A 21718-nucleotide genomic window follows, 5' to 3' on the forward strand; every position below is an offset into this window, starting at 1 on the left:
CCCTCTTGTCAGGCGTGGCGGCGGATGCCCTGCCCTTTCAGACGCTCGCGATCATGGGACGCCTCAAGGTCCAGCGCCGGGCCAATGGGGACGATGCCGGTCGGATTCACGGCAAGCTGGCTGCCGTAGTAGTGAGTCTTGATGTGATCGAAATGGCAGGTCTCGGCGATGCCCGGCCACTGGTACAGCTCGCGCAGGTAGTTCGAAAGATTGGGATAGTCGGTGATGCGGCGCTGATTGCACTTGAAATGGCCGTGATAGACGACATCGAAGCGCACCAGGCTAGTGAAGAGTCGGATATCCGCTTCGGTCAACCATTCACCGGCAAGGTAGCGTGAGCTGGCCAGACGGCTTTCCAGCGAGTCCAGACATTCGAACAAGGCTGTGAAATGGCGCTCGTAGGCTTCCTGACTCGTGGCAAAACCAGTCTTGTAGACGCCATTGTTGACCTTGTCGTAGACCTCGGCATTGATGGCGTCGATCTCGCCGTGCAGGCCTGGCGGATAGAAATCCAGATCATTGCCGGCCAGCGGATCGAAAGCATCATTGAAGATGCGCACCAGGTCGGCAGACTCGTTGTTGACGATACGCCCAGCTTGGCGATCCCAGAGTGCTGGCACGGTGACGCGGCCGGTGTAATCGGCATCGGTCATCGTGTAGAGCTGATGGTGGTAGCGCACGCCGTTGATTGGATCACCACTGGAGCCTTCTTCCTCGAGATAGCTCCAGCCATGCTCCAGCATGTAGGGGCTGGTGAAGGACATGCCCACGACCGATGTCAGTCCCTTGAGAGAACGCATCACCAGCGCACGGTGGGCCCACGGACAGGCCAGCGAGACATAGAGATGATAGCGCCCGTCTTCGGCGGGAACCGCCGCCTGCCCGTCAGGGCCCTGCTCGGTCGCACCGGGGGGCACGACCCAGTCACGCAGGCTGGCGCTCTCGCGCTTGAATTCTCCACCGGCACCCTTGGTGTCGTATCCGCGGTCCTGCCAGCATCCCTCGACCAGTAATCCCATGCTGTTTGCTCCTGTTGATGATCAACGACGGCTGCTGTCAAAAATGGCAGCCAACACGTTGAAGCTACATTGCTGACATCTTCGTCAGACCGGCTGCGACGCGCAGATGTTCCACCATCGCCTGAATGGCAGGGCCGGCACGGTCTTCATCTGGCAGATAGAGCACCAATGTGGCGTCACGCTCACTGCCATTCGCCAGCGATAGTCGTTTGAGACGCCCTGCAGCCAGTGAAGCTTCAATCCGCGTCTGGGGTAGCCAGGCAAAGCCCAGCCCGCGCTCGATAAGATCAACCGAGGTTGCCACATGACTAACAGTCCAGCGCGCCTCGGCCTTGAGCCACCCTGCATCCATGTCGGAGGTGGCCGCGCTATCACGCAATACCAGCTGGCGGTGCTGAACCAGATCTCTTAGATCCAGCGGGCGCTGCAATTGATGTAACGGGTGCTCAGGAGCCGCCACCGCGACAAAGGGCACGCGCACCAGAGGTACGCCGAGATGATCTCTCATAGCCAGACCGCTGATCAGGAGATCAACCTGCTTGCTATCGAACAGCTCACATCCTCCCGTCAGTACCGTCTCGTGCAACTGGACACGTACCTGAGGATAAGCAGCGGAAAAGGCTTCCAGCGCTCGCGCCAGCACGTCGGGAGGAAACAACTGATCCACGGCAAGCGTGATTTCGCTCTCCAGTCCGGCAGACAATGAGTCAGCCACCTCTTCCAGTGCCTGGGCGTTCTCTATCAACTGACGTGCGCGCCTGAGCAACAACTCTCCCGCTTCAGTCAGACGAACATTACGCCCAGCCGGCTCAAGCACCTTGACGCCAAGCAATGACTCCAACCGATGAACAGCATGATTGAGTGTTGAAGGACTCTTGTGAATGGCCTCGGCTGCACGGGCAAAGCTGCCGTGATCGATCACGGCGGCCAACATTTGCCACTGAGCCAGTGTCACGCGTGACGACATCGAGGGAACTCTCCAGAACGCGTGCGGTAATACACGTGAGTCAATCCTGACATGACGAAGATAAAAAATCAGACAACATATGCTGGGCACCATCGTGAATGACAGGACATCCAGCATTCACTGCTTGACGGCAACTGGTAGCAATCATCTTCCATCAGGTTGCCATCCTCTCAATGTGAGCGGGCAATTGCGGCCTTTTACTGCATTGTTACAAAATTTAACACCCAGCAGGATTTACTACTTGAACAGTGTTTCTTAAGCAAAAATGGCGCTATTTTCGTCCGACCTCATGCTACAGACACCTCTATTCGCACTAGCCATGATAAAAATAAGGTTGAATTACTCATACTGGATATGTGTCCACCCTATCGGTGGTGAAAATCCTTGGTTAAGGTTCGAATGCTAAATTTGTTGTCATCTTTTCACTTCACTTATTCATTATTGGTCACCTTAATGCTGCGAATCCTCCATTCGCTCCCACGCGTGCACAAGTATCTTCTTTTACCTGTTGCGACAATGGTCACCGTGCTGGGCGCTCACAAGCTTATCGAAACTCTTGATACTCAAGATGTTTCACCTATCTCGAAAAGCATTGCCATCGACCTGGCTGGCGCAGATATGCGCGCTACAGGCTCAATGACGATGCCTACTCCTGGCACCGACACCGCGCAAGCTCCTCTGTCTTCTGCCAGCCGGTCTGCTGCCAGCCTGGATGCCGAACAGCAGGCCATTCTAGCCACCGGTGATATTCCACTGGCCGCACTCAAGCCCAGCGAAATCGTCGATATCAATTTCGACATGCCCACGTTGCTGACAGATGAAACCTATCATCCCAAAGCAGACGCGGCCGGCCCTGTCGTGGCTCTGGCACCGGTTGCGGTGAAGACAGCCGAAGCGGTTATCGGGACAGCGACTGACGAGCAAGCGGGTGGCACCTCTTACGATGACCTGTCGGTTGATCCGGTCGAGCTGGGGGAGAGCCCTACGCTTCAAACCGAGCTGGCAGCCAAGGAAGTCTACGTTCCCGAGTGGCAGACCTATACCGTTCAGGCGGGTGATACCTTTGCCGTGATGGCTGAGCGCTCTCTAGGCCTGGGGTATAGCGAGACGACACGTATCATAAAGTCCCTGCCGGACAAGCGCGTGCTGACCCACTGGCGAATTGGCGACAGCTTCGACTACAAGCTGGACGAAGAGGGTAATCTGCTGGCACTGCGCATCATGAAAGATGCTCGTCGCGGCTTCATGGTCAAGCGTAATGCCGATGATACTGCCTTCAATGTCGCCAAGATTGAGAAAGCGACTCAAGCCACTCAGCGCATGTTCGCTGGCGAAGTGAGCGGCAGCTTCTCGCTGTCTGCCGAGTCCACTGGTCTTGGCGTCGCTGATGTCACCCAGCTGACACAGGTATTGGGCAAGAAGATCGATTTCCGTCGTGATACCCGCAAGGGCGACAAGTTCCAGGTATTGGTCGAGTCTGACATGATCGAAGGTACCAGTACCGATTCGCGCATTCTGGCCGCCCGCTATGAAGGTGCACGCAAGTCGTTGACGGTAGTGCGCAACAGTAGCGATGGCCGCTACTACACCCCAGATGGCAAGGGGCTTGATCCCGCATTCAATCGCTATCCACTGGCACACAAGGCGCGTATCAGTTCGCCATTCAACCTGAGCCGCCGTCACCCCGTCACCGGTCGTATCAGCCCGCATAAAGGCACCGATTTCGCAGTACGTGTCGGCACGCCGGTACTATCGACTGCTGATGGTGTGGTCGAACTGGTCGGCAATCACCCGCTTGCCGGACGCTATCTGGTACTGCGCATGGATAACGGCTACAAGACACGCTATCTGCACCTCTCCCAGCCGCTCGTCAAGAAAGGTGAGCGTGTAACGATGGGGGAGAAGATTGCACTATCTGGCAATACCGGGCGTTCCACTGGCCCACACTTGCACTATGAAGTGATGGTCAACAATCGTCAGGTCAATGCGATGCGCGTTCAGTTGCCAAACAACAATTCACTGTCTGGCAAGGCGCTGGCCTCCTTCAAGCGTGAATCTCAAAACATGCTGGCCAAGCTTGAAGCCGCTGACAACACCGGTGCCATCGCCAAGACTTCTACCGCATCACACGGCGACGAAAGCTAGCGATATGGCAGGTCGGCGAGTCGTTTGACTATCCTGTTCGCCCGCCCTGCATTGCATACCTTGTCCCACAAAAAAGCCCCGCCAAATGGCGGGGCTTTTTTGTGGGACAAGGTCAGTCAACCAAGGTGGCTGGCTAACCTCGGGGACAGATAGCGCCAAAAGGAGGCGTTACTTCTTCATACCTCTATTCGCTGCCTGCTCCAGCAGCTCTTCCGCCTCACTGCCTGCTCCCTCCTCTCGCATCTTTGCTACATCGGCATATAAGCAAACATAAGTACCACAGGACACACAGAAGACCTTGTCATCCGGATTGTGTACCTGCGAGACCCTTACACGCTGGCTGCCACAGCTGGGGCAAGGCTTGGGAATACGTAGTTCCTCGGAAATATCTGGCATGAAACGTTCTCCTGTACAGTGCCTGGACTACTCTGACAACACGACGACCATCGGCCTATCGCCAGTCATTGATCACCTGTCATTCATTGAACATCATGACGTCTGCCAAAGACATGGGGGCAGCCCATTGGCTTGCAACCCTTCAGCTCCTATCCCGTGACTTTACTCATAAGTTATGAGCGACATGGCTCACCCATCTCCATGACGCAAAGACCCCGGCACGTGTGCCGGGGTCTTTCAGAATGTTCCATCATTCCAGGGGAAGTACACCATCAGGCAGCACTGATACTTTCAGTAGATGAGTCGCTCGTCTGGTTCATGCATGGGCTGTTCATACTGGGCACACGTGTGGCTGGGCAATCCACCGCACGACGCTGTGCATGAGACCTGGCACCATCACGCGTGAGGCGAAACTCTTCCTGAAGCGCCATCTCACGTGCGGCGAGCCGAAAATCTCCCATCGAGCATAATGCATGCCCATTCGGACACTTCAAGATGTGCTCCTCGGGAAGATCACGAGCCGGCCAATCCAATGCTTCATTGCATTCCGGGCACTGGGGACCACTACGGGTCGGAACTGAAGGGGAAAACATGCGCGAACTCCTTTTCGGCGCAAGATATAACGATGTCATGACCAGATTCTCGACGCAGAAAACATGAAGGCATGGATCAGGTTGCGTGCGCATAATGGAGACACAAGGCCACAGACTCCATTGCACTTTATGTTAGATATTGCAGGTAATTGATAAATCGCCATATAAACACCTAATTACCGAAGCTCAAGACAGGCATGATATTGACAGCGCAATCTTACAATTAGATAACACTCCACCTAATGACAAGGATCAAACGGCAGCCAGATATCTCGCCGGAATTTCTGCTTTCCAGCACCACACCATGCGATAAGCCAAAAAAATCCCGACCACAAGGGACGGGAAAACACTCTCAGGCAGAGTGGGACCATAAACGGGAGCCAGTGCTCACCGCGGGTCAACCAGGACGCTGAACAGTCGTCAGCGGTATCACGAAGTTCTATCTGGGCCTTGGCATCTACCATCGTCAGTGCTCGCCTGAGCACCGAGCATCATGTTCTTCCTGCATAGCTCTATTTAGCATCCAGCTGCTTCATCACCTTGTCCGCCATCAGCGCAGGATCAATCATGGCACGTTTGCGAGCATTGGCCTCAAGGCGATCACGCAGCATGAACCACACGCCAAGAAACTCGCCACATTCCGCGCAACTTACGGTGTCGTCATCAGCGGGGCTATCGTCGAGGTGAACTCGGTTACTGCCACAGCGCGAACACTCCATGGGAACCTTGCGTAGTGTATTCATCTCGATGCCCTCCGTTGGATCCTTGATGAAACCCTTGATGACCATTACTGCTAAAGGCTTGTGCATCCCTGCCAGTGCCCTCACCAAGTGACATGGTGAGGAAAGTGCTTTTACATTGATGATAACGGCACTCCGACATCGACAAAGTTAGACACTTTCCCACTCATGTACAAGTTTTTGTGCGTTGCAGAACGTAACGACAGCGTCATGGTGCGCCCAATGACTCATCACGACATGCCTGTCGGTCACGCTCAGACCATGCCATGCAAGATCATCATCAGTATCGCTGCTGTTTAATCCTGTGTTTGCGTCGATAGGGATGCTTACCAGGGCGTGCCATCAGCGGCCTCATCACTGCCTTTTCTGCACCACTGCCGTATAACTTTTTTTGCCATCCCTTGAAACTTGTCGGCTACGACGGAATCTTAGTCTGCATGGTCGTGATTCATGGCGACCCACCCACGCCAGACAGAAAAGCGTCCGGCAAGGGAACACCGATTCACAAGTACGCAAGGAGTACGGCATGAGCAAGATGAACCGCAAACAGATACTGGGTGCGATCACCGCGACCACGCTGCTGTCCACTTCCGGCTTGGCCATGGCCAGCCCGCAGGGACTCTACTCCGCAGATGAGCTGATGGATGCAGAGGTCTATCTACAGAATGATGACAGCAAGATCATCGGGGAAGTCGAAGACATTCTGCTGGATGACAACATGCAGGTTGCAGCGCTGGTCGTCGAAAGCGATGAAGCGTTAGGCCTGAATGAGCAACAATACGTGGTACAAGCTGGCAAGTTCACGCTTCAAACAGAGCAGGGTGATAACCCCGAGACTCTGGAATATCGCATCCACGTCAGCATGGATGAGTCACAATTCAAAGAGCAGCCGCAGTACACGACGGACTGGTGGCAGGACACCCGAAAGAGCGCAGCCGCCGCGTGGGACGAGACCAAAAACACGGCCTCCAGCGCATGGCAGGATACTCGCGCAGCAACAGCCAATGCGCTGACTACTGCCGGTAACGCCATCAGTGGCTCAGCCAATGACGCTGAAGACAAGATGACCGACGATGCTCAGTAACCCACTTCATTCTTGAAATGAGCGTTTGCCGCCATACCAAGAAGCAGTGATTATCGAACGCCCCGACGCTTCTTGCGCGGGGCGTTTGTCATCGTACAGGTACAAAAAAAGCCGCCGTTGGCGACTTTTCTGGCTTATCGAGGTAAGCCGAAACACTTGGTGGGCCCAGCAGGACTTGAACCTGCGACCAATCGATTATGAGTCGAGTGCTCTAACCAACTGAGCTATGGGCCCGTACAGCGCGAATATGATAGCGAAAGCGAAAGCCTCAGGAAAGCCCGAAAACTCAACAACATAGCCAATTTCTTCATTAGGCCTCTTTTTTACCCTATCTCGATTTATCACTGTCTCTCACGAGACTGTCTGCCTCAGCCATTCCACAGGCCATCTTTCTGTCTCGTCTCTTGCACCACCCTCTACCCCGCCAATCACATGCGCCTTCCTTATCTATCTCGACACACCAAGGCCTTATCCATCCGCTTGATGCGCGAACCCTTGTCTTTCCTGCGTGTCCAATGTCTCAATGCGCACCTATGGGCTTTGCCCTCATCAGCGCTTGGCTATCAGGAGTCATCCATGTCATTTCCCTTTTCTCGTTGGACGTCATACTTCACCAAACGCCTTGCCCGACGTACGGCAGGGTTCTTCAGCATGAACGGTAATAGACATAGCAAGCTTAGCGCCCCCTTCAAGGCGGCCGCACTGGTCTTTGCCATGAGCAGTATCGGCATCAGCCTGCCAAGTCAGGCCGCCTGGCAACTAGTCCCTGCCACCAGCGGCGCCACCGCCACGCTGACTGAACAAGGCGCGCAAGGGAATGTGGAGCACATTCATCATCTGCGAGGCCTTAGTGGCACCGTGGGTGATGACGGAAAATTGACTATTCCGCTCAGTGTCAGCCAGACAGATCTGCTCGATAAGGTCGGTGAACTACCGCCGTGGCTATCGGGCGTCAGTCAAATGCGTCTAGCGACGCTTACCTTGAACCTCGACCCTGTGGCACTGGCTGCTCTTGAGACGGGTGAGTCGAACCGCATGCAAGTGCCTTTCACCGCCACCGATGGCAATCGCACCCATCGCGATACTCTACCGCTCGATGTGACGCGAATGGATGCGACTCACTTGAGCTTCGAGAATGCCGAGCCGCTGGCACTGGACAGTTCGGCGGTCGGCAAGAACCAGATTGGCAGCACTCTACTTGGGCTACTGGGCTACGGCACCTTGGTCGGTGATATCCCCGTCACTCTGCAGGGTGAAATGATTGATCAGTAAGCCTTGCTGTTGAAACACCTCTGATGGATATGCTGATAACGCACATTCATCACGCATCGAAAAGCCGCCCACAGGGCGGCTTTTTTCATAAAAACAAAAATAATTCTCATTCATGGTTCAGAAAGCGGCTGATCGTTCGTCTACCCACAGGAGCGAAGACCAAACAAGAAGCATTCGCATAAACGTCATTCACGATGGAACATCACACCTCATGACAAATTCCGCTGCGCGATATCCACATCGGTCTCCCTTGCTCTCTCTGCCTCGGCACCCGCTGACACTAGCGATTGCGCTGAGCCTACCTCTGGCAGGACAGGCCGTGGCAGCCGACCACCGAGATGCTCAGGATGAGCAGCTGGATACCATGACGGTCACCACCACGGCGGCGACCAAGACGGATACCAGCTATCTGGAAACGCCGCAGGCCGTCTCCACCATCACACGTGAAGACATGGACAAGCGCGCCGCCGAGACGGTGCAGCGTGCCGCTGACTATACGCCGGGCGTGTTCACCAATCAGATCGGTGCTTCCAACCGCTATGACTATCTGGTCCTGCGCGGCTTCTCCGATGGCAGTGTCAGCAACACCTTCCTGGATGGTCTGAAGCTGATGGGTGACTCGGGCTCCTACAGCTCGATGACCATCGACCCCTACTTCCTCGACAGCATCGAAGTCGTCAAGGGACCGTCCTCCGTCCTCTACGGCCGCTCCTCCCCGGGGGGGCTGGTCGCGATGCAGTCCAAGCGCCCCGAGTTCCAGGACTCCGGCCAGGTACGCTTCACCGTCGGTGACGACAACGAGCGCAGCGCCGCCTTTGACCTCACCGGCCCGCTGGATGACGAGAAGCGCATCGCCTATCGCCTGACCGGCCTTGCCAGCGCCGAAGACACCCAGGTCGACTCCGTCAGCGAAGAGCGTTATGCCTTCTCGCCGCAGATCACCATGGATGTCACCGACGACACCACCGTCACCCTGATGGGCTACTTCCAGAAGGACCCGGAAGGCGGCTACCACTCAGGCCTCCCCTACGAAGGCACGGTGGTGAGCCACGACGGCATCAAGCTCGGCAACGACTTCTACGAAGGCGACGAGGACTACGAGGAATTCGATCGCACCGAACGCATGCTCGGATATGACTTCGAGCACCGCTTCAATGACGATGTCACCGCGCGCCAGAAATTCCGCTACCTGAGATCCGACGTGGATCTCGAGCAGGTCTACGCCTACGGCTGGGCCTCGGATACCGAGCTGACCCGCTACTACTCCGGTGGCGAGGAAAGCCTGCGTGCCTGGACAGTCGACAACCAGCTGGAGTCCCGCTTCTCCACCGGCGACATCGATCACACCCTGCTGTTCGGTGCCGATTATCAGACCCGTACCAACGACGTGGACTGGGAATACGGGACCGCCAGCTCGCTGGATGTCACTAGCAGCAGTGATGCCGATGTCTCCATCTATGCCACCGAGAACCAGAAGCGTGAACTGGATCAGACCGGTGTCTACCTGCAGGATCAGCTCAGCTGGGGCCGCTGGAACCTGGCCGCCGGTCTGCGTCAGGACTGGGTCAACATCAAGAATACCGATCGCGACTACAACACCACCAGTGAGCTGAACGACAACGAGATGAGTGGCCGTATCGGCTTGATCTACGGCTTCGACAACGGCATCTCGCCCTACATCAGCTACTCCACCTCCTTCTCGCCGAACTCCTACGCCGACGAAGACGGTGACCTGCTCGACCCGACCACCGGCAAGCAGGTGGAAGTCGGCATGAAGTACCAGCCCAACGGCACGCGCGATCAGTACAGCGTCTCGCTGTTCCGCATCAACCAGGAGAATGTGGCCTCCAAGGACCCGGAAGACGACTACTACACGTCCTACGGTGAAATCGAGTCCCAGGGTCTCGAACTGGAAGCCCGCACCCAGCTGACCCGCAACTTCGCGCTGCAGGCCGGTTACAGCTACACCGACGTGACCTACGCCAAGGCCGAAGATGGCACCGAAGGCAACGATGCCAACCAGGTACCGAAGCATCAGGTCAGCGTCTGGGGTGACTACGCCTTCAACGAAGGCCCACTGACCGGCCTGAATGCGGGTCTCGGCGTTCGCTACTACGCCGACATGTGGGCGGATTCCGAAAATACCGAAAAGGTACCGGACTACGCGCTGGTCGATGCCGTGCTCGGCTATGACCTGAGTCAGGTCGGCTGGACCGGCACCAGCGTACAACTCAATGTCAGTAATCTACTCGACAAGGAATATATCGCTTCCTGCTACAACACCGACTTCTGCTACTACGGTGCCGAGCGCAGCGTGACCGCGACCCTGACCTATGATTTCTGATTCCGACACGTCCGCAGTCCGTCGATTCTGAATCGACCCGCACGACCCGCCGGCGGCAAGGATGTCGCCGGCACCATCGCCCTGAATCACTCATCGTCTGATACCTCTGGCGTGTACCGCACATGACACCGAGATTGCCCGACACAGGGGCGCTCGGTGACGACTCACTCTCTGCCGATGCCCACGGCAGGCGTGACTGACCGCGCCAACCGCTTTATCAACTGCTTTATCAACAACAATGACCGCATCACGCGGCACTTGATGAATGTCCTGACTGGTCCTCGCACCTGTGCCACCTGCCCTGGCTGGCTGCGAGTCTCTTCCAAGTCTTTATCTGCGAACATTCGCATAAGGTTATGTAATGCACAGCCTTCATGATTCCGCCGCCACCTATGGCGCGGCTGCAGGATCCCCCGCGTCTGGCCCCCAGGCCGCTGCCGCCGCGAGCTCCCTGTCCCGCTCACCCAGCGCCGCCCTGTTCTCACCTGCCAACATGGATGCTTGGCAGGCCGGCATGCAACGCATCAGCAGTCTGGTCGCCGAACAGCTCGAGAACGTTCAGCAACCCTTCAGCGGCATCACCCCGGAAGCCCTGCGCCCGGCCTTTGCCGAGCTGGATCTCGAGACGCCCCTCGAGAATCTGGAAGCGGGCCTGGAGGAGCTCCAGTCGCTCTACCTGAAGGATGCCGTCTATTTCCATCACCCGCGCTACATCGCACACCTCAACTGCCCGGTCGTGCTGCCGGGTGTCTGGGCGGAAAGCCTGCTCGGCGCGATCAATTCCTCCCTCGATACCTGGGATCAGAGCGCCGGCGGCACCCTGATCGAGCAGCGTCTGATCGACTGGACCACCGAACGTCTGGGCCTGGGTCCGACCGCCGACGGCATCTTCACCAGCGGCGGCACCCAATCCAACCTGATGGCGCTGCTGCTGGCGCGTGACGCGGTCTGCGAGAAGCTGCCCAACCACCCCGGCAACCAGACCCACGGCCTGCCGCCGGAAGCCGGGCGCCTGCGCGTCTTCGCCTCCGGCATCAGCCATTTCAGCCTGCAGAAGGCCTGTGCCCTGCTCGGCCTCGGCCACAACGCCGTCGTGCCGGTCGCCGTGGATGAGCGTCGCCGCATGGACCCGATAGCCCTGCGTGAGGCACTGGACAAGGCGCGCGCGGAAGGCCTGATTCCAATGGCCGTGGTCGGGACAGCCGGTACCACCGACTTCGGCAGCATCGACCCGCTGCAGGCCATCGGCCGTGAATGTCATGCACGTGGCATCTGGTTCCACGTCGATGGCGCCTACGGCGGCGGTCTGATCACCTCGCGTCGCCACGGTCACTGGCTCAAGGGCGTCGAGATGGCGGACTCCGTCACCATCGATTACCACAAGACCTTCTTCCAGCCGGTCAGCTGCAGTGCCTGTGTGGTGCGTGATCGCACCCAGCTGCGCCATGTCACCTACCACGCCGACTACCTCAACCCGGAGCTTCAGGCCCGCGAAGGCACGCCGGATCAGGTCAACAAGAGCCTGCAGACCACGCGCCGCTTCGATGCGCTCAAGCTGTGGCTGACACTGCGCCTGATGGGCGCCGATGCCCTCGGCGACATGCTCGATTGCGTGATCGACCTCACTCGCGAGGGCCATCAGCTGCTCGCGGCGGCACCGGACATCGATGTCGTTCAGGCCCCGGAGCTCAGCACCCTGGTGTTCCGCTTCCATGACGCCAACGAAGACACCCTCAGCGATGCACAGTGGGACGCCCTGAATCGCGAGATCCGCAAGCGCCTGTCGCGCAGCGGGGAAGCCATCGTCGCCGCCACCAAGGTCTCCGGCCGTCAGTATCTGAAGTTCACGCTGCTCAACCCGGACACCACCCGCGACGACATCGCCGCGGTAGTCGAGCTGATCCGCCAGCATGGTCAGGCCTTGGTCAAGGCGCATCACCTCGCCGTCAGCACTACCGCCCAAGCAGGCCATGGCGCACCACTGGCCGACATTCCGGCCGCCAGCCGTCGCAGCCACACCACAGAAGCAAAGGAAAGCCGTCATGCATGACACCTCGACTCCTCACGTCACCGACACAGCTGAAACGCGCAATGAGGTGCTCGACTTCGTCGCCATCGGCATCGGCCCCTTCAACCTGAGCCTCGCCTGTCTGAGCGAGCCGCTGGAGGACGTGAACGGTGTCTTCCTGGAGCGCAAGGCCGAATTCGACTGGCACCCGGGCATGCTGCTGGAAGACGCCAGCATGCAGACGCCCTTCATGGCGGACATGGTCTCGCTGGCCGACCCGACCAGCCACTTCAGCTTCCTCAATTACCTGAAGCTGCATGACAAGCTCTACAACTTCTACATCCGCGAAGACTTCTTCCTGCTGCGCCGCGAGTACAACCAGTACTGCCAGTGGGCGGCGCGCGAGCTGACCAGCCTGCGCTTCGATCACGACGTCCAGGACATCCAGCATGTCGGCGACATCTACGTGGTACGCGGCATTCGCCCCAGCACCCAGGAAGCCTTCGTCTATCGTGCTCGCAAGCTGGTGCTGGGCACCGGCACCCAGCCGTATCTGCCCAGCGCTGCCGATGCGGTACACAGCGAGGTGCCGGTGACGGGCAGTCGCGTGTGCCACAACGCCCACTACCTGGCGCGCAAGGACGAACTGACGTCTCAGCCGGCCATCACCATCATCGGCTCCGGTCAGAGCGCCGCCGAGATCTATCTCGACCTGCTGCGCGAGATCGACCAGCACGCCTACCAGCTCAACTGGATCACGCGCTCGCCGCGCTTCTTCCCGCTGGAATACGGCAAGCTGACGCTGGAGATGACGTCACCGGATTACATCGACTACTTCCATGCCCTGCCGCGCGAACAGCGCAACACCCTGCTGGCGACCCAGAAGGGCCTCTACAAGGGTATCAATCTCGAGCTGATCGACGAGATCTACAACACCCTCTACGCCAAGCAGCTGCAAGGCGTGGTGCCCACCACCCTGATGACCAACACCGAGCTGACCTCGCTGACTCGCGAGAGCGCCGATGGCGACTTCAGCCTGGGGCTCTATCAGCGCGAACAGCAGCAAGCCTGGCGTCATGACACCAGCACCGTGGTACTGGCCACCGGCTACCACTACGTCGCCCCGCCCTTCTTGAAGAGCATCGAATCACGCATCCGTCGTGACGCCGAAGGCCGCTACGCCGTCGGGCGCTTCTACGCCGTCGACGCGCAGAGCACCGCAGACGCCGAAGGCAATGAAGGTGACCAGTCGCCCTTTGCCGGCGAGATCTTCGTCCAGAACGCCGAGCTGCATACCCACTCGCTGGCCGCCCCGGACCTGGGCATGGCCTGCTATCGCAACAGCTGCATCCTGCGCGCCATCACCGGTCGTGAGGTGTATGCCATCGAACGTCGCATCGCCTTCCAGAGTTTCGGCGCACCCGGCAGCGGCAATGGCTTTACGCCGCTTTCAGCGTCACATCTGCCCTATGGCGAGACGGACCTCCAAACCGCCACCTCCGTTCCTGATTCTTCTGACACATCCGCTTCCACTGCCTCCATCACTGCTGGAAGCACCGCCGCACCGCAGCACCGGGAGACCACCGCATGAACATGCCTGTTGATATCACCACGACTCGTGGCACGACTTCCCATAGCGCGGCAGAACCGGCTCAGCAGATTTTCGGCGCGCATGCGTCGGTCACGCCTCCCCATATTGATCTGCTGATGCCTGCCGCGACGACCTGCTTTTCACGCCGCTCGGTGGAGCTCGAACAGGCCCAGGCGCGCCTGCGCAAGCCGCAGGATGACAGCACGCCGGAGCGAGCGGAATTCGCGCTGCGCCCACTGAATCTCGCCGACGACATGGCGCTGGTGGATGAATGGACCAGCGGCGCACGTGCCAGCTTCTGGGGCATGAGTGATGACCTGCTGACCACCAAGCATGACTTCTATCAAGATCTTGAGAACAGCGCCCACGCACAGGGCTGGATGGGCTATTACAACGATCAACCGGCATTTCTGGTCGAGCTGTATGATCCGGCACATGACCCGCTCGGCAAGCATTACGCCGTGCAACCCGGTGACTTCGGCATGCACTTCCTCGTCGCACCGCGTAACGATGACCAACCCGCCATCAGTGGCTTTTCACGTGCGGTGATCGAATCGATCATGGCGATGATCTTCGCCGGCCAGTTCCGTGACGAGCACGCCGCGGATACCGGTGAGGCAGTCCGCCCGGTCACTCGCGTGGCGGTCGAACCCGACAGCCGCAATACCGCCATTCATCCGCTGAATGCCGCAGTCGGCTTTGTCGATCACGGCCCGCTGGATCTCGATGGCAAGCCGGCACGTCTGTGCTTCTGCACCGCAGAAGATTTCCGCGCGGCACTGGCTAGCCGTAGCCCGCGACTGGACGTCACTCTGGCGGCACGCCCCACTGCCGCCAGTAGCCACCTGGCTAGCGACGACTGGCAGCATGCCAATCGCCTGCTGGTGCGCAAGGCGCTGGCCGAATTCAGCCACGAGCGGCTGATTCATCCGCAGTGTGCCGATGATGGCAGTTCTCGCAACGCTTCACGCACTACCGACGGCTGGCATCACTTCCGCCTGCCGATCGCCGTGGAGCAAGGAAAGACTCCCGTCAGCCGTCGCGCCGTGGAATATCGCTTCGTGGCACGTCGCTTTCAGCTCGATCATTGGCTGATCGATGCCGCCTCGATCCAACGTCTGGATGCTGAAGGCGAATCATTGCCACTGGATGCCCGTGAACTGATTCTGGAGCTCAACGAGGTGCTGGAGATTCCGCCGCGTCTGCTGCCGGTCTATCTCGAAGAAGTCAGTGCGACGCTGTCCTCCAGCGCCTGGAAGCGTGATCGCGCTCGTCGCGAGAATCAGTCAGCACGTGTGCTGGCCGGTGCCTCCTTCCAGACACTCGAATCCGCAATGAGCGAAGGCCATCCGTGCTTCGTGGCCAACAATGGCCGCATGGGCTTCGATGCCCTCGACTACCGCGCTTACGCGCCGGAAGCCGCCCAACCGCTGTCACTGGTCTGGCTGGCCGTACATCGCGATAACGCGCATTACTCCGCCATCGACGACCTCGACCCGCGTCGCCTGCTGGAAGAAGAGTTGGGTGCAGCAGAGCTAGCGCGTATGGAAGGACTACTAAGCGCTCAGGGACTGGCGGCCGAAGATTACCTGCTGATGCCGGTACATCCGTGGCAGTGGAGCCACAAGCTAGCCATCACCTTCGCCAGTGAGCTCGCCAGCCAGCGCATTGTCTGTCTGGGGCTTGGCGAAGACCGCTATCAGGCTCAGCAATCGATTCGCACGCTCTACAACCGCAACCAGCCGAGCCGCCGCTACGTGAAGGTCGCGCTGTCGATTCTCAACATGGGCTTCATGCGTGGCCTGTCGCCGTATTACATGCGCGCTACGCCGGTCATCAATCAGTGGTTACAGGGGCTGGTCGATGCTGACCCGGCCTTTGAACGCTGGGGCTTCCGCCTGATGCGTGAAGTCGCCGCCATCGGTTATCGGGATGATGTACTGGAAGATGCTGATCCTGCCGCCGTGGGCTATCGCAAGATGCTGGCCAGCCTGTGGCGCGAAAGTCCGGAAGATGTCAGGGAAGACGGCGAGCGCCTGATGACCATGGCCGCGCTGCTGCATGTCGACAACGACGAGAAGGCACTGCTGCCAGCACTGATCGAGCGTTCCGGCATCGGTGCCGACGCATGGATAGACGCTTGGCTTACGGCCTACATGACGCCGCTGCTGCACTGCTACTTCACGCATGATCTGGTGTTCATGCCGCATGGTGAGAACCTGATTCTACGCCTGCGCAATGGTGTGCCCTGTGGTGCGCTGATGAAGGATATCGCGGAAGAAGCTGCGCTGTTCGCCACTGACGAGACTCGTGCGCTGGAATTGCCAGCAGGCGTCGAGCGCCTGATCGTCGAGGTGCCGGAAGACATCCGCATCCTGTCGCTGCTCACCGATGTCTTCGACTGCATCTTCCGTTTTGCGGTGCCGCTATTGGTCCGTGAGCAGGTGATGACGGAAGACGCCTTCTGGTCACGCGTGGCAGCCTGCATCCATGACTACCAGGATGCGCACCCGGAGATGGCCGACAAGTTCGCCCGCCACGACATGTTCGCGCCGCGCTTCACGCTGTCATGCCTCAATCGTCTCCAGCTGCGCAACAACCAGCAGATGGTTGACCTCACCGATCCGTCGGGCGCGCTGCAGCTCAAGGGTGAACTGGACAATCCCATCGCGGCTTTCGCTCGCCGCTAGACAGTGACGCGATGCGCTAAATAGTGACGTGCCTGCGGCTGACCGCGATATCTGCCTCGATATCGCGGTCAGCAGAGCACGGCCTTCACCTTCCAACACACCTTTGACCGCCCCTGTCTCGCATGGGGGCGGTCAAAGGTGTGCCTGACATCTACATATTGATAATGATTCGCAACATCAATACTATTATGGCCCCGTCACGATAGTTCTCATTGCGAGTCGTGGATGTTCCCTTCCCCGCCAATTCAAGAATTCTGGCCTCAAGATCGGCCTCAAGAGCGATCTCTCGACCAGCTGTTCTCCGAGCATCGCCAGGAGCTTATCGGCTTTCTGACGCGCCAACTGGCGTCGCGTGAATTGGCGGAAGACCTCTGTCAGGACATCTACTTGCGTCTGCGCGCCACGCGTGACTGGCCAGCAAGCCCACGTGCGTGGCTATACCGTATTGCGCGCAATCTGATCATCGATCATCACCGACGCCAGTCGCGTGCGCCCGTCTTCGAGGAGCTTGATATCGAAGGAGAACCCGTGGCGGCAGCACATCTTGACCCAGAGGACTGTCTCGAACACCGCCAGCAGCTGCAAGTCATCAACGGGGCGCTGGCCGAGTTGCCTGTGCATGTTCGGCAGGCACTGACCTGGTACCGGATAGACGGCATGACCCAGCGCGAGATCAGCGAGCGCCTGTCAGTGTCAGAGCGCATGGCCGGCCGCTATGTACAGCAAGCACAGCAACACTGTGCAACACGACTGGCCGCCGCCAGCATCTATCACAGTGAATGGCCGGAGCGTACCTGATGCGCGATACCACCGACTCAGTCACTGGCCAGCTCATGGTATTTACCTTCAAGCACTGCCTCGGATACGGACGACGGACGCCCTAATGTTCACTCTCGATCACCTCCGCTTTGCACTCGGCCAACGCTGCCTGCTGGAGACCCAAGCACTCGACTTCATTCCGGGACAGGTTCACGGGCTGATCGGCCACAATGGCTCCGGCAAGTCGACGCTGCTCAAACTGCTGGCCCGCCAGATGACGCCGACCTCCGGCAGCCTGTCACTGGATGATCGTCCACTGGCGGACTTTGGCAATCGTGAATTTGCCCGCACCGTGGCCTATCTACCACAGCACCTTCCGGCTGCTGACACACTGACAGGTCGTGAGTTGGTCGGCTTCGGGCGCTACCCGTGGCATGGCCTGCTCGGCCGTCCGGGCGCAGAGGATGAAGCCGCCATTGACCGCGCCATTGCGCTGACCCATACCGAAGCCTTCGCTGATCAGCAGGTCGATACCCTGTCTGGCGGCGAGCGCCAGCGCGTATGGCTGGCGATGCTGCTGGCGCAGGGCAGTCGCTATCTGCTGTTGGATGAACCGCTCGCCGCACTGGATATCGCGCATCAGATCGAGGTAATGGAATTGGTCTCACATCTGAGCCATACGCTCGGGCTGGGCATCGTCATCGTACTGCACGATATCAATCTGGCGGCCCGCTACTGCGACAGACTGGTGGCCCTGCATGGCGGACGCGTACTGGCAGAGGGGCCACCCAGCGAGATGATGAATCCCACCACGCTCAAGGCCATCTATGGCGTCGAGATGCAGATCATCGCGCCACCGCAAAGTGCCCACCAGATTGCGGTGCCGATATGATGCAGCGTTGGCTTTCACCGCTGAAAGTGTTCCGGCCCTTGATGACAAGCCTGCTCACGAGCCTGGTGGCCTTGAGCCTATTGGGCGTGGCAGGCACCGCTACGGCAACGGCCACGGAAGCAATGGCGGCGACACCTCTCACTCCGACGCCAGAAGGCTTCGTCGATCGTCCTGTCGTGGTACTGGACTGGACGCTGGCCGAAACGCTCACTGGCCTTGGTGTACGCGCCATCGGCGTCGGTCAGGTAGAGACCTACCGCAGCTGGGTCGATCAACCCGAGCTGCCCACCGGCACACGTGATCTGGGCCTGCGTACCCAGCCGAATCTGGAGCAACTCGCGCGCCTTGCACCCGACGACATCCTGATCAGCCCGATGCTCGCAAGTCTGACTCCACGCCTGTCATCCATCGCGCCCGTCACCAGCATTCCTCTCTACACGCCCGACACCGACACCTGGCAGACGCTGGTGGAGGCGACCCGCCAGCTAGGCAAGATGACCCATCGTGAGTCACAGGCCGAACAGCTGATTCGCGCCAGCGAGACTTACATGGCTGGCGTGAATGCGGCGCTGCATCAGCAGGCTGCCCAGAATCAACAGGCTCAGATGCCACTCTTGATGGTGCAATTCATGGATGATCGCCACGTGCGCGTCTTTGGCAACAATAGCCTGTTTCAGGCCGTCACTGAGCGACTGGGCATCGCCAATGCCTGGCAAGGTGATACCAATGCCTGGGGCTTTGCCACCGTCAGCCTCGAGAAGCTGGTGACACTCAAGGGCCGCATGGTCGTGGTCGAACCGCTGCCGCCCGGTGGGCGTGAAGGCTTGGCGCGCAATGATCTCTGGCAGGCACTGCCCGGCGTACGTGAAAACAGTGGCGCGTCTGCCCCACTATTTTTGCCGCCCGTGTGGAGCTTCGGTGCCCTGCCCTCGGCCAGTCGCTTTGCCCATATGCTGGCTGAGCGCCTCCTGACCCGCCCTGATACCGCGATCACTCAAGGACAGACAGATGGCGATCACTGATCACGCGACGAACGGCTCTCCCTCTGATCACACCGCCCTCACTCACGCGAGTGCGCGCCGCCTGACTCCTGGGGTCGCGTGCAGCCTGCTGGGCCTGGCCCTGCTGATACTGGGCAGCCATGCGCTGACCCGCGATGGCTTGAGCCTGTTGCAGGGACTGACTGCACTGTGGTCTGCCCCTCAGTTTGACCAGACCGCCAACCTCTCTCAGGCGAACAGCGCCCTGCTTTCCGCTCAGCTGGTGGCACATGTCAGCTGGTGGCCACGCATGATCTGCGCGCTGTTGGCAGGCGGTGCGCTAGGCATGGCGGGCGTCTTGATGCAGCAGGTGTTGCGTAATCCGCTTGCCGCGCCGACCACACTGGGGGTGGCCAGCGGTGCAAGCCTTGCGATGATGCTGGCGACGCTGTTTGCGCCAGCACTGATGACCGGTACCGGCGTGGCTGAGAACGGAATGACAGACGGCGGCTTCCAGCTGGGCCGTGAATGGGTTGCGCTGATCGGCGGCATGGTCGCGATGGGACTGGTATTCGCACTGGCCTGGGCGCGCGGCATGACGCCGACGATAGTCGTGCTGGCGGGACTGGTCATCAATCTCTATATCGGCGCGCTGGGCATGGTGCTGTTGCTGTTCAATCAGGAAGCACTGCACGGCACCCTGGTATGGGGCGCAGGCTCATTGGCACAGAACAGCTGGGACGGCGTCATTACGCTGGTCACTCGGCTGGTGCCGGGCATGCTGCTCGCACTGCTGCTGATGCGCCCGCTGGCAGTGCTGGATCTCGACGAGGCCAACGCCAGAAGCCTGGGCGTCTCGCTGCGCAAGCTGCGTCTGATGAGCCTGGGGCTGGCGGTGTTCCTGAGCGCCTGCGTGGTCAGCGTGCTGGGCATCATTGGCTTCATAGGTCTGGCCGCCCCGGCCTGTGTGCGCCTGATGGGCGCGCGACGTCTTGGTCAGCGCCTGTTGTGGGCACCGTTGTTTGGGGCACTGCTATTGGCCGTGACCGATCTGGTTGTCGCCAGTCTCGATGGCCTGCTGCCGAACCTGATTCCGACCGGTGCGATGACCGCGGCGCTCGGCGCACCGCTGCTGCTGTGGTTGATTCCGCGATTGAAGATGACGCAGGGGGCAGGGCCAATCAGTGGAGGACTATCGCTTGTCCGACGTCATCCGCAGCCCACCAGACTGCACGCCTTGCTGGCTATCGGGGTGCTACTGGCGTTGTTGCTGGCACTGATCAGTGGCAATACGGCGGAGGGCTGGACACTCGACGGTGCCTGGTTGCACGGGAATGTGTCGATACTCGACTGGCGCCTGCCCCGCGTACTGGCGGCCGCAGGGGCGGGAATATTGCTGGCACTGTCCGGCACGCTACTGCAGCGCCTGACCAACAACCCGATGGCCAGTCCCGAGATTCTCGGCATCAGCGGCGGCACCGCCATCGCACTGATGCTGACGCTGTTACTGGTACCAGGTGCCAGCCAGCTGACGCTGCTGGGCGCGGGCGTCGGCGGCGCGGCATTGTGTCTGATACTGCTGGTGCTGCTCAATCACAGGAGTGGTTTCATCCCAGAGCGCGTACTGCTGTGTGGCGTAGCGATCACCGCGCTTTATGAGGCAGTACGCGGCATCATCCTCGCTGACGGTGATCCGCGCGGGCAACAGATTCTGGCCTGGCTATCTGGCTCTACTTACTACGTGGGGCTATCTGCCGCCGTCACGGTACTGGCACTGGCCATCATCAGCGTACTGATGCTGCGTCCGCTGGCGCGCTGGCTCGACATCCTGCCGCTAGGGGCTGCCAGCGCCAGTGCGCTGGGCATCGGTGTCTTGCGGGCACGCCTGAGCCTGCTGGGTATCGTGGCCTTGCTGACGGCACTCGCGACATTGATCGTCGGCCCACTGTCCTTCGTCGGCCTGTTGGCGCCGCATCTGGCGCGACTACTGGGGCTTAGCCGTGCACGTGATCACATGCTGGGTGCGGTACTCTGCGGCGCACTATTGATGGTGCTGGCCGATTGGCTAGGACGTCAGCTGCTGTTCCCGTATGAAATTCCGGCTGGCTTGATGGCCTCGCTGATCGGCGGGAGTTACTTCCTGTGGAGTCTGAGAAAGCCCAGCTGATAGCGCTACGCTACGAACAAGCACTCTGACACACGAAAGCCCGCGACCTCATGGTCGCGGGCTTTCGTGTG

At 59.4% G+C, this 21718-nt stretch carries 16 protein-coding genes and 1 tRNA gene; 11 read left to right on the plus strand and 6 right to left on the minus strand.

Annotation, left to right across the window (positions count from 1 at the left end; all coding sequences use genetic code 11):
- Positions 1-8: 8 nt before the first annotated feature.
- Positions 9-1019, minus strand: a complete 1011-nt coding sequence (locus CFN46_RS07065; protein WP_088743117.1) for a glutathione S-transferase family protein — start codon at positions 1017-1019, stop codon at positions 9-11.
- 64 nt (positions 1020-1083) lie between these two features.
- Positions 1084-1986: a LysR family transcriptional regulator gene (locus CFN46_RS07070; RefSeq protein ID WP_024950746.1), complete on the minus strand. Its 903-nt coding sequence runs from the start codon at positions 1984-1986 to the stop codon at positions 1084-1086.
- Positions 1987-2628: 642 nt separating this feature from the next.
- On the opposite strand from CFN46_RS07070, the gene CFN46_RS07075 reads away from it, so the two are divergent.
- Positions 2629-4131 (plus strand): peptidoglycan DD-metalloendopeptidase family protein, encoded by a 1503-nt coding sequence (locus tag CFN46_RS07075; protein ID WP_246116436.1) that lies wholly within the window; start codon positions 2629-2631, stop codon positions 4129-4131.
- A 168-nt stretch (positions 4132-4299) separates the two neighbouring features.
- On the opposite strand, the gene CFN46_RS07080 is transcribed toward CFN46_RS07075, so the two are convergent.
- The 3 genes from CFN46_RS07080 to CFN46_RS07090 all read right to left on the minus strand — a co-directional run bounded on the left by CFN46_RS07080 (position 4300) and on the right by CFN46_RS07090 (position 5863).
- Positions 4300-4527, minus strand: a complete 228-nt coding sequence (locus tag CFN46_RS07080) for a hypothetical protein (RefSeq protein ID WP_024952013.1) — start codon at positions 4525-4527, stop codon at positions 4300-4302.
- Between the two features lie 272 nt (positions 4528-4799).
- Entirely contained in the window at positions 4800-5120 is a 321-nt protein-coding gene (locus CFN46_RS07085) for a hypothetical protein (RefSeq protein ID WP_024952014.1), read from the minus strand.
- 512 nt (positions 5121-5632) lie between these two features.
- The gene (locus tag CFN46_RS07090; protein WP_141103641.1) at positions 5633-5863 is read right to left on the minus strand and encodes a hypothetical protein; all 231 of its coding nucleotides are present in this window, start codon (positions 5861-5863) and stop codon (positions 5633-5635) included.
- A gap of 523 nt (positions 5864-6386) precedes the next feature.
- Between CFN46_RS07090 and CFN46_RS07095 the strand changes: the two genes are divergently transcribed.
- The gene (locus CFN46_RS07095) at positions 6387-6944 is read left to right on the plus strand and encodes a PRC-barrel domain-containing protein (RefSeq protein WP_024952016.1); all 558 of its coding nucleotides are present in this window, start codon (positions 6387-6389) and stop codon (positions 6942-6944) included.
- 157 nt (positions 6945-7101) lie between these two features.
- Here the strand turns inward: CFN46_RS07095 and CFN46_RS07100 are convergent.
- Positions 7102-7178, minus strand: a tRNA-Ile gene (locus CFN46_RS07100).
- 342 nt (positions 7179-7520) lie between these two features.
- Here CFN46_RS07100 and CFN46_RS07105 point away from each other — a divergent pair.
- From CFN46_RS07105 to fhuB, 9 genes are all read left to right on the plus strand, one after another.
- Positions 7521-8216, plus strand: coding sequence for a hypothetical protein (locus CFN46_RS07105; protein WP_024952017.1), 696 nt, complete (start codon positions 7521-7523; stop codon positions 8214-8216).
- A 211-nt stretch (positions 8217-8427) separates the two neighbouring features.
- Entirely contained in the window at positions 8428-10560 is a 2133-nt protein-coding gene (locus CFN46_RS07110; protein ID WP_051510888.1) for a TonB-dependent siderophore receptor, read from the plus strand.
- A gap of 361 nt (positions 10561-10921) precedes the next feature.
- Complete coding sequence (locus tag CFN46_RS07120) at positions 10922-12610, plus strand: aspartate aminotransferase family protein (protein ID WP_254918427.1); 1689 nt, start codon at positions 10922-10924, stop codon at positions 12608-12610.
- Complete coding sequence (locus CFN46_RS07125; RefSeq protein ID WP_088743118.1) at positions 12603-14159, plus strand: lysine N(6)-hydroxylase/L-ornithine N(5)-oxygenase family protein; 1557 nt, start codon at positions 12603-12605, stop codon at positions 14157-14159. Before CFN46_RS07120 ends, CFN46_RS07125 begins: the two co-directional genes overlap by 8 nt.
- The gene (locus CFN46_RS07130) at positions 14156-16849 is read left to right on the plus strand and encodes a GNAT family N-acetyltransferase (protein ID WP_217897792.1); all 2694 of its coding nucleotides are present in this window, start codon (positions 14156-14158) and stop codon (positions 16847-16849) included. The genes CFN46_RS07125 and CFN46_RS07130 overlap by 4 nt, the downstream gene beginning before the upstream one ends.
- 225 nt (positions 16850-17074) lie before the next feature.
- The gene (locus CFN46_RS07135; RefSeq protein ID WP_024952022.1) at positions 17075-17647 is read left to right on the plus strand and encodes an RNA polymerase sigma factor; all 573 of its coding nucleotides are present in this window, start codon (positions 17075-17077) and stop codon (positions 17645-17647) included.
- Between the two features lie 85 nt (positions 17648-17732).
- Positions 17733-18500 (plus strand): ABC transporter ATP-binding protein, encoded by a 768-nt coding sequence (locus tag CFN46_RS07140; protein ID WP_088743119.1) that lies wholly within the window; start codon positions 17733-17735, stop codon positions 18498-18500.
- Positions 18497-19522, plus strand: a complete 1026-nt coding sequence (locus tag CFN46_RS07145) for an iron-siderophore ABC transporter substrate-binding protein (protein ID WP_088743120.1) — start codon at positions 18497-18499, stop codon at positions 19520-19522. Before CFN46_RS07140 ends, CFN46_RS07145 begins: the two co-directional genes overlap by 4 nt.
- Positions 19509-21647, plus strand: coding sequence for a Fe(3+)-hydroxamate ABC transporter permease FhuB (fhuB, locus tag CFN46_RS07150; protein WP_084488051.1), 2139 nt, complete (start codon positions 19509-19511; stop codon positions 21645-21647). Before CFN46_RS07145 ends, fhuB begins: the two co-directional genes overlap by 14 nt.
- Positions 21648-21718 lie beyond the last annotated feature (71 nt).

This window comes from Cobetia sp. QF-1 (assembly GCF_002213105.1).
GTDB classification, from domain to species: Bacteria; Pseudomonadota; Gammaproteobacteria; order Pseudomonadales; family Halomonadaceae; genus Cobetia; species Cobetia crustatorum.

What these genes read in the sequence shown, in the direction of transcription:
- CFN46_RS07065 (WP_088743117.1), bottom strand. Translation starts at nt 1,019, where the DNA reads ATGGGATTACTGGTCGAGGGATGCTGGCAGGACCGCGGATACGACACC.
- CFN46_RS07070 (WP_024950746.1), bottom strand. Translation starts at nt 1,986, where the DNA reads ATGTCGTCACGCGTGACACTGGCTCAGTGGCAAATGTTGGCCGCCGTG.
- CFN46_RS07075 (WP_246116436.1), top strand. Translation starts at nt 2,629, where the DNA reads ATGCCTACTCCTGGCACCGACACCGCGCAAGCTCCTCTGTCTTCTGCC.
- CFN46_RS07080 (WP_024952013.1), bottom strand. Translation starts at nt 4,527, where the DNA reads ATGCCAGATATTTCCGAGGAACTACGTATTCCCAAGCCTTGCCCCAGC.
- CFN46_RS07085 (WP_024952014.1), bottom strand. Translation starts at nt 5,120, where the DNA reads ATGTTTTCCCCTTCAGTTCCGACCCGTAGTGGTCCCCAGTGCCCGGAA.
- CFN46_RS07090 (WP_141103641.1), bottom strand. Translation starts at nt 5,863, where the DNA reads ATGAATACACTACGCAAGGTTCCCATGGAGTGTTCGCGCTGTGGCAGT.
- CFN46_RS07095 (WP_024952016.1), top strand. Translation starts at nt 6,387, where the DNA reads ATGAGCAAGATGAACCGCAAACAGATACTGGGTGCGATCACCGCGACC.
- CFN46_RS07105 (WP_024952017.1), top strand. Translation starts at nt 7,521, where the DNA reads ATGTCATTTCCCTTTTCTCGTTGGACGTCATACTTCACCAAACGCCTT.
- CFN46_RS07110 (WP_051510888.1), top strand. Translation starts at nt 8,428, where the DNA reads ATGACAAATTCCGCTGCGCGATATCCACATCGGTCTCCCTTGCTCTCT.
- CFN46_RS07120 (WP_254918427.1), top strand. Translation starts at nt 10,922, where the DNA reads ATGCACAGCCTTCATGATTCCGCCGCCACCTATGGCGCGGCTGCAGGA.
- CFN46_RS07125 (WP_088743118.1), top strand. Translation starts at nt 12,603, where the DNA reads ATGCATGACACCTCGACTCCTCACGTCACCGACACAGCTGAAACGCGC.
- CFN46_RS07130 (WP_217897792.1), top strand. Translation starts at nt 14,156, where the DNA reads ATGAACATGCCTGTTGATATCACCACGACTCGTGGCACGACTTCCCAT.
- CFN46_RS07135 (WP_024952022.1), top strand. Translation starts at nt 17,075, where the DNA reads ATGTTCCCTTCCCCGCCAATTCAAGAATTCTGGCCTCAAGATCGGCCT.
- CFN46_RS07140 (WP_088743119.1), top strand. Translation starts at nt 17,733, where the DNA reads ATGTTCACTCTCGATCACCTCCGCTTTGCACTCGGCCAACGCTGCCTG.
- CFN46_RS07145 (WP_088743120.1), top strand. Translation starts at nt 18,497, where the DNA reads ATGATGCAGCGTTGGCTTTCACCGCTGAAAGTGTTCCGGCCCTTGATG.
- fhuB (WP_084488051.1), top strand. Translation starts at nt 19,509, where the DNA reads ATGGCGATCACTGATCACGCGACGAACGGCTCTCCCTCTGATCACACC.